We start from the raw sequence: 6,329 nt of genomic DNA on the forward strand, positions 1-6,329 counted from the left end.
AGAAACCGAAATCAGCGCCCCTGAAATCAGAGACGCCGCATGAAATCGGCGGACAACATGTTTGACAAACACCGGCCGCGGCTTAGTTTAAGCTTTCTATTAACCAGAGCTTAATATTAGCTCGAGCATACTAGATGTTCCAAATGGAGTATACCTATGGAAAACCTAACAGTAGGCCAGTATAATCTGGTCTATAATGCCTTTTCGTTTGGCTTTGCGACACTAGCCGCAGCCACGATTTTCTTCTGGCTGGGTCGCAGCCAAGTGGACACAAAATTCAAAACCGCATTGACGATCACAGGCCTTGTGACGGCAATCGCAGCCTATCATTACTTCCGCATCTTCGAAAGCTGGACAGCGTCCTATGCGTTCATCGACGGCACCCTTCAGGCTACCGGCGTCCCCTTCAACGACGCCTACCGCTACGTCGACTGGCTGCTGACCGTACCGCTGCTGTTGATCGAACTGATCCTGGTCATGGGGCTGAGCCGGTCCGAGACCATCTCGCGCGCTACACGATTGGGACTGCTTGCAGCCTTGATGGTGGCCTTGGGCTACCCGGGTGAAGTCGCGGCAAGTGGCGGTGGTCGCTGGATCTGGGGCCTGTTGTCAATGATCCCCTTCCTTTGGATCGTATACGAGTTGTTCGTCGGTCTGTCCAAGTCGATCAGTAACCAGCCTGAAAGCGCGCGTGGTCTGATCACGCTGGCACGGAACGTGACAGTCGCAAGTTGGGCTTTTTATCCAGTGGTCTACTTTGCAGGTGCTATCGGACTTGGGGGTGCAGGCTCAGAGGTCATCATCCAAGTCGGTTATACGATCGCCGATATTGTGGCAAAAGCGGGGTTCGGTGTGCTGATCTTCCTGATTGCCGTGCGCAAAAGCGAAGCCATGGCAAATGGCTCGGACAAAGTAGTCCCGGCAGAATAATGCCACCTGCCGCCCCCGGATTTCCGGGGGCGGCTCTTCCCTTTTACAGATCGGACCTTCAAGATGTTCGACATCCAGTCGCATCAGTCTGTCTCTTTAACTGATATCGAAGCCGAGATCGCACGCGTTGTCTGGAGTGACCCGTCGATTGTGGCAGAGGCCGCAAAATACCATTTTTCTGCAGGTGGCGCACGCACACGGGCGCGCATGGGTCTGGAGGCCGCACTGGGTCTTGGCCTATCGGGCCAAATCGCGTTGGCATGCGCCCTTGCGCCGGAATTGCTTCACAACGCATCGCTGGTGCACGACGATCTTCAGGACGGTGATAAAATGCGCCGTCAAAAGCCTTCCGTGTGGGCGCAATACGGTAAGAATATCGCCATTTCGACCGGTGATCTGCTGATCTCTGCTGCTTATCGCACCATCGCGATGCACCCACACCCCGCGGCAGCCCTGTGTGCGATGCACGACGCCATTGCCACAACGATCAGAGGTCAGGCGCGAGATTGCAGCATAGGCTTGGCGACACCAGAGGATCACGAATTCATCGCTGCCGACAAGTCAGGGCCGCTGCTGGCATTGCCGGTCCAGCTGGCGTTGATCGCTGCGGGTTTAGGCCATGACGACGATGCCATCTGCGCGGGCCGCGCGATCGCGATCGCTTATCAGACTCTGGATGATCTGTTGGATCGCGCCGACGACCAGACCTACGGTGTGACGAATATCTGCCTTTCTTTGGAGGCAACAGGGTTGTCGCCGGGCGTGGCCGCCCGCGCCGCCTGTGAGAGGGCGGGCGCTTCGCTCGACGCGGCTCGAAGACACATCGGGGCCCTACCCCGAGGTGCTGGTGCACCATTTCTCAAACTGGCCACCCGCCTCGACATTCAACTGAAAGAGTTTAGCCATGCCACGTGATACCCGCTATAGTGCACGACAGACCGCCATTGTCGCAGGTGCCGGTTTTGGCGGCATCGCCGCGGCTCTGCGCCTGCGCGCAAAGGGTTATGAGGTCCATTTGATCGACCGCTGCCCACGGCTTGGTGGGCGCGGGCAGGTATTCGAAAAAGAAGGCTTTCGCCACGACGCAGGTCCGACGGTTCTGACCGCACCGCAATTGCTTGAAGAACTGTTCGCCATGTTTGGCAAATCGATGGCAGATTATATCACGCTTGTGCAGCCTGATCCTTGGTATCGGTTCTACTATGACGACGGTGAAACGTTCGACTATGGCCCCACCGAAGAAGCGACCGAAGCCGAGATTGCACGCCTGTCGCCAAACGATGTCGATGGGTACCGCCGCATGGGTGCGTGGTCGAAGAAAATCTACGATGTCGGCTTTACCCGCCTGTCATCTGTGCCATTCCATTCGCCCGGCTTCATGGTCAAACAGATTCCTCATCTTCTGCGGTTACGCGCGTACGAGAGTGTCTGGTCGATGGTCGCGCGTCACCTCAAGAACGACCGCCTAAGACGTGCCTTTTCTATCCAGCCATTGCTGGTGGGGGGGAATCCGTTTTCGACCACTGCAATCTATGGAATGATCAACCATCTAGAACGCAAGCACGGTGTTTGGTTTGCTATGGGCGGCACCGGTGCGCTGGTTGATGCACTGGAACGCCTGATGCAAGAAGAAGGGATCAAGATATCTCTCGACACAACGGTCGACCAGATTACCGTCGACAATGGTCGGGCCACGGGTGTCGTTCTGCAAGACGGTCGGAAATTGACTGCCGATCTGGTGGTGTCAAACATGGACCCAGTTCATGTCTATCGTAACATGTTGCCTGCTAGGCAGGTCTCTGCGGTCGCCAAGGTCCGCTCCAAGGCATCAAAGCTGTCGATGGGGCTTTATGTGCTATATTTCGGGGCCACGAAGACATGGCCGGACGTGGCACATCACACCGTGTGGTTCGGCAAGCGCTACAAGAGTTTATTGGACGATATCTTCAAGAACAAAAAACTAGCTGATGACTTTTCTCTGTATGTGCATCGCCCGACCGCCACAGATCCCAGCTTTGCCCCGGATGGATGCGACAGTTTTTATGTGTTGTGTCCGGTGCCAAACCTTGCTGGTGGGCAGGACTGGTCGGTCGAGGGGCCAAAGCTGCGCGACCGGATCGTCGCCGCGTTGGACCGCACTATGATGCCCGGCCTGACGGACACGATCACGGCAGAATTCGCGATGACACCCGAAGATTTTCGCCATGACTATCTGTCGGTGGACGGCGCGGGCTTTTCGCTGTCCCCGTTCTTCACGCAATCCGCATGGTTCCGCTTCCACAACAAGGGGGAGGGCGTGCGTGACCTTTATTTTGTGGGAGCAGGTACGCATCCCGGGGCGGGCTTACCCGGAGTTGTGTCGTCCGCTAAGGTGCTGGACGCGCTGGTGCCTGTGGCAGAGACTATCGCGTGACACCCGAAGCAATCATGGCACGCCATGCCCGCAGTTTTGCACCAGCCGCACGCCTACTGGCGCGACCGGATCGCATGCGGGTAGCGCGGCTATATGCACTGTGCCGCACCGTTGATGATATCGCCGACGATATAGGCGGATCTGTAGGCCGCGCGCGTTTACTCGGGTTGCACGATCAGATCGAATTGCCCGCCCCGACCGACACTCTCGCTCAAGAAGCACAGCTTCTGTTTGCCGGGCGCTCGGCGGGTTTGCGCGCCTTTGGTGATCTGGTAGCCGCGGCTGCAGCCGATGTCGGGCCAACCTGCATCGCCGACGACGGCATGCTGGACGACTACTGTATGGGCGTTGCTGGGACTGTGGGCATCATGATGTGCGCCTTGTTTGATATTCCCGACCGTTGGCACGTCGCCGCGGCCGATCTTGGCAAGGCGATGCAGTTGACCAATATCTGCCGCGATGTCGCTGAAGATGCCCGCGCCGGTCGACGTTATTTGCCCCACACACGATGTCCGTTCGCGCCAGAGGCCATCGCGGACGGGGTGCCAGATGCAGTTGATGGCGCGTCAAAGGCAATGGCGGATCTACTGGATCGGGCGGACGTGCTTTATCATTCTGGCCACGCGGGCCTCGTTGCGCTGCCCATCCGATTGCGCCTTGCAGTCGCTGTGGCTGCTTCAATTTATGCCGGAATTGGAACTAGATTGCGTCAGCGCAACTTTGCCCCCCTGCAAGGCCGGGCCATTGTGCCCGCAAGGCAAAAGGCACGCCTCGCGATTGTGGCGCTGTTAGGCGAAAGCATGCGCAGCCTGCACGTGAAAAGAGTGTCGTCCAATGTCCGCACCTGATGTTGATATTGCGATCATTGGCGGCGGCTGTGCGGGTCTGAGCCTTGCCGCGCGGTTGGTGCATTCCAATTTATCTATCAGTGTGATCGAACCACGCACAGCCTATACCGATGATCGCGCATGGAGCTTTTGGCGCACCGCATCGGATCCGTTCGAGGATTGCGTGCACAAGGAATGGACATCCTGGACGGTCGCAGGCCAGGGCGATCCAGTACGGCGCACGTCATCGCACCTGCGCTATCAGACGGTCAGGTCGGAAGATTTTTATAACCGCGCGCAAGATTTGATTTCGCAAGGTCGGCACATTGACCTGTCCCTTGGTGTCACGGCGCACGGGATGAAACGCTTCAATGATCGGTGGCATATTGAAACGGACGCCGGCACGCTATCAGCGCGTATTGTTATCGACACCCGCCCACCTGCCCGCATTCCAGCCTATGGACAGTTCTTTCTCGGGCGCGAGATCAGAACTGAACGGCCAGTCTTCAACCCAGACAGCGTCCAGTTGATGCACTTTCGTCCGGCCCGCAGCAGTGGCGTCGATTTCGTTTATATCCTGCCTTTTGCAGCGGATCACGCGCTGGTCGAGGTGACATCGTTCGCCCCACATAGTCCAGGACGTGATATCTATGCGGCGTGGCTTGACGATGAAATTGCGGCTTTGGACCCCGGATGGACCGAAACCCTGCGCACCGAAGCAGGTGCCCTGCCGATGGAGGTCGGCTTTGCGGACCCCGCGCAGGACGGAATCATTCGGATGGGATTGGGTGGCGGTGCCGCAAGACCGTCAACAGGCTACGCCTTCGCGCGCAATCAAATTCAAGCAGACCGCGTCGCGGCTGCCGTGATTGCTGGCCGGGTGCCGGACACCCGCCTTGATAGCCGCCTGACGCACTTCATGGACCGCGTGTTCCTGCAAGTGCTGGCAACCGCACCCAAAAGCGGCCCCGCGTTGTTCGAGGCCCTGTTCCGCAACGCGCCAGCCGATCGGCTGGAACGGTTCCTGTCCGGGTCGACCCATCCCGTCGACCGTCTTTCAGTCATGGCATCCCTTCCACCGCTGCCCTTTTTGCGGGCAGCCGCCTTTCCCACATGACCATGTCACCAACTTGGCAGACTTGGTTGTTTGCAATCACAGCCATAGTGTCAATCGCGGTGATGACTGTATTGCAGCCGAACCTTAGGGTTCAAATCCTGCTTTTGGTTCCATTTGTCGCGATTTTCGGTTTACCACATGGGGCATTGGACCTGCCCATCGCGCAGGCGATCTGGCCTTTGAAAGGCTGGCAGGGCATAGCACGCTTTGCCGCCCTTTACCTCGGGTTGGCCGGTGCAGTTGTTTTGGCGTGGACATACTTTCCGGGGTTTTCCGTTTTTGCATTCCTGACGTATTCGGCCATTCATTTCGCAGGTGACTGGGACGATGCTCCGGTCATTCTGCGCTGGACAGGGGGTGCAGCGACGATCGGGGCCCCCTCATTGTTTCACCGCGACGACGTCGCGACGATCTTCGGATATCTTGCGCCCATGCCGCCAGCCACTCTTGCCGCGACGTGCCTTGCGTGCGTCGGGGCTGTGGCGTTGGTCGCGACGCTGATCATAGTCGTGTCGCAGCCCGCCCTGCGCACGCGCGCTATCCTTGAACAGATCGTCCTATGGGTTGCCGCCTTGTGTCTGTCACCACTTATATTTTTTATTGTCTATTTTTGTGCACTGCATTCAGTCCGGCACATGACTTTGACATTGAACTGGATCGACGATCGCCGCACGGCGGTCCACCTATCCATTGCGTTGTCAGTGGTAACCGTCTTGACCGGCTTTGCGAGTATCGGCATTATTCAGGGTGTTGGGCTTGAAACGATAGAGAATGCAATCTCAAAAACAGTTTTTATAGGATTGGCAGCACTCACCGTTCCCCACTTGATTTTGGTTGATCGATTTAGGCATAGCACTGCGACAAGCACTCTTCGCCAATTTTAAAAATATATCGTAGTCGCTTGACGGCATATGTTTTAGAATTGAGAAGCTTGGAATGCCCCGACTGGCATTGCCAAGTTGTTGGCCGCGTGTCGTAGGTGTTGCTCGTCTGTAAATTACACCACCATCTCGATGGTGTATTCTGCCCAGAGGCTGAATGC

6 protein-coding genes are annotated in these 6,329 nt (G+C 57.2%); all 6 read left to right on the plus strand.

All coding sequences use genetic code 11. The features are described 5' to 3' along the window. The first annotated feature begins 156 nt into the window (after window positions 1-156). On the plus strand, window positions 157-930 hold the full coding sequence (locus BM131_RS19485) for a bacteriorhodopsin-like (RefSeq protein WP_090192116.1): 774 nt from the start codon (window positions 157-159) through the stop codon (window positions 928-930). 63 nt (window positions 931-993) lie between these two features. After that, a complete protein-coding gene (locus BM131_RS19490; protein ID WP_090192118.1) occupies window positions 994-1,845 on the plus strand; it encodes a polyprenyl synthetase family protein in 852 nt (283 codons plus the stop codon). After that, a complete protein-coding gene (gene crtI, locus BM131_RS19495; RefSeq protein WP_090192120.1) occupies window positions 1,835-3,343 on the plus strand; it encodes a phytoene desaturase family protein in 1,509 nt (502 codons plus the stop codon). Before BM131_RS19490 ends, crtI begins: the two co-directional genes overlap by 11 nt. Further along, on the plus strand, window positions 3,340-4,191 hold the full coding sequence (locus BM131_RS19500; protein ID WP_090192122.1) for a phytoene/squalene synthase family protein: 852 nt from the start codon (window positions 3,340-3,342) through the stop codon (window positions 4,189-4,191). Before crtI ends, BM131_RS19500 begins: the two co-directional genes overlap by 4 nt. Beyond that, window positions 4,178-5,287 carry a lycopene cyclase family protein gene (locus BM131_RS19505; protein ID WP_090192124.1) on the plus strand — a complete coding sequence of 370 codons (1,110 nt, stop codon included), beginning with the start codon at window positions 4,178-4,180 and terminating at the stop codon, window positions 5,285-5,287. The genes BM131_RS19500 and BM131_RS19505 overlap by 14 nt, the downstream gene beginning before the upstream one ends. Beyond that, entirely contained in the window at window positions 5,284-6,171 is an 888-nt protein-coding gene (locus BM131_RS19510) for a Brp/Blh family beta-carotene 15,15'-dioxygenase (protein ID WP_090192126.1), read from the plus strand. The genes BM131_RS19505 and BM131_RS19510 overlap by 4 nt, the downstream gene beginning before the upstream one ends. Window positions 6,172-6,329: the final 158 nt, after the last annotated feature.

It is taken from the genome of Loktanella salsilacus, from assembly GCF_900114485.1.
GTDB classification, from domain to species: domain Bacteria; phylum Pseudomonadota; class Alphaproteobacteria; order Rhodobacterales; family Rhodobacteraceae; genus Loktanella; species Loktanella salsilacus.

Coding starts and splice junctions, on each gene's coding strand:
- BM131_RS19510 (WP_090192126.1), top strand. CDS start 5,284: ATGACCATGTCACCAACTTGGCAGACTTGGTTGTTTGCAATCACAGCC.
- BM131_RS19490 (WP_090192118.1), top strand. CDS start 994: ATGTTCGACATCCAGTCGCATCAGTCTGTCTCTTTAACTGATATCGAA.
- crtI (WP_090192120.1), top strand. CDS start 1,835: ATGCCACGTGATACCCGCTATAGTGCACGACAGACCGCCATTGTCGCA.
- BM131_RS19485 (WP_090192116.1), top strand. CDS start 157: ATGGAAAACCTAACAGTAGGCCAGTATAATCTGGTCTATAATGCCTTT.
- BM131_RS19505 (WP_090192124.1), top strand. CDS start 4,178: ATGTCCGCACCTGATGTTGATATTGCGATCATTGGCGGCGGCTGTGCG.